General features: G+C 46.8%; 1 protein-coding gene. It reads left to right on the top strand.

What is annotated here, in order from left to right; translation table 11 throughout:
- Nucleotides 1-135: 135 nt before the first annotated feature.
- Nucleotides 136-531 (top strand): hypothetical protein, encoded by a 396-nt coding sequence (locus ACT3XD_RS19520; RefSeq protein ID WP_444280696.1) that lies wholly within the window; start codon nt 136-138, stop codon nt 529-531.
- Nucleotides 532-1,572: the final 1,041 nt, after the last annotated feature.

The raw sequence follows: 1,572 nt of genomic DNA, 5'->3' as shown, positions 1-1,572 counted from the left end.
CCCTGAAGGGCTTTTTCAGTGGGTAATCATCCAAAGTGCGCCGCCGGGCATTAGCTGTGGCCGAGCGAAAATGAACCCTAATATGAGCCAAAAAGCCACCACTGTAAAAGAGATGATGCGCCCTTGGATGAGATTTTGCGTATAAAGACCAAGGTGGTGGAAACCGCACGAGGTTTTGGGTTGAAATCAGCCATGCAGTTTGGCACTCAGCACGGCCATTATCCGCTGCCTGATAAATCCCAAATTGATGCTGACTGGCGCCGCGTTGAGCCGAAGTGTGATGTCTTCATTAGCCAAACCGCAGAAGAAACCGCCAGGTTTCTGGTGATGTCGCCGGGCCTGATGCGGTTACGCCAGATTCCATTAGTGAAGGAACCGCAAAGGCTATGGTGGCCGCTACCACACACAAAGTGTAAAAGTGCGATGCGCTCAGGTTTGCTCCGCGCCACGCAAAAGCGGGCGACCATGCCTACGTTACCGGTTGGACTGGGGCAAGGGCCGCAATCCTTTTGGCGTCGCCCACACGATTGATTTGCCACTGCTATTGGGAGCACCCGCCAACTGGCAGTATACCGACATGGTAAAGCACGTGAATGAAGCCACTCTGCTTGAACAGGGCAAGCGGCTGCGGGGGCTATGGGCGAGCTTCGCGTGAGATGGGCAACCACCGGCCACCGGCCAGCTTGAGCCGCGAATAGTGAAGTGGTAGCAGGCTGATTAGTTCTCTATGATTCACAAAGCTATTGCTGCTACATGTTTGCTACGAAGTGCGGTTGAATCTAGAGGTACGTGATCACCATGTCCCTGCCCGCTATCTCCCTTTCTCTCTTTCGATACCACAAGCGAGGAGGGGTAGCGCTTACCTCCATAAGGCCGCAATGCCTTTAGCCGTGTCGGGAGAGACTATTGCAGATTCGCTAGCTTGAATCATAGCCTCGGGCGAATGCGCCTTAGCAGTACTGCTGTTTGAAATCCAAACCATAGAAGCATTGCATTTGTATCAAAACCATCGCAGTGCAATATTTTCACGAGCTAACTGCTAGGCGCCTCGGTAGTTGGTGCCGTGATAAGAGCGCCGAGTCACCCATGTACTTAATGCACTGTTTTAGTAATACGCTTTAGCCAGTGGTTTTGGCTGTTAGCCGATTTTCTATCTCCTTTCCTCTAACGAGAAAACTTGGCTACTTGAAAAATCAGAATGCTAAATAACAAGTTAATCATACATGCTTGGTGAAGCTAGCTAAATTAAAAGTAGGTTTGACAGTGATTAGCTGATAGTATCTGCTTTATAAAGTGATAATTTGAAGTGTGGACAACTATATGCAAACGCCTTGTTCGTTAAGTTGATCTTCTTAGTAGATTTGTGTTTACACAGCTATGAAAATTATTGATTGATAATGCATAAATTATTGATTTTAAGTATATGTTCACAGTAAGATATTTGGCATCGCAAGTCTTTGGTGGTTTGAGAGTAGTGATGGATTGAGTTAAAGAAAATTGCATGGTAGTCGTATTTCAAAACTAAGTAATGACGAAAAGTGGTTAGTGTTAATGCATGATTAGTTATATTAA

Source organism: Halomonas sp. AOP7-B1-5 (genome assembly GCF_052353045.1).
GTDB classification, from domain to species: Bacteria; Pseudomonadota; Gammaproteobacteria; order Pseudomonadales; family Halomonadaceae; genus Vreelandella; species Vreelandella colorata.
Note: the sequence above shows the minus strand (reverse complement) of the source record. Positions and strands in the feature narration are given on the sequence as shown.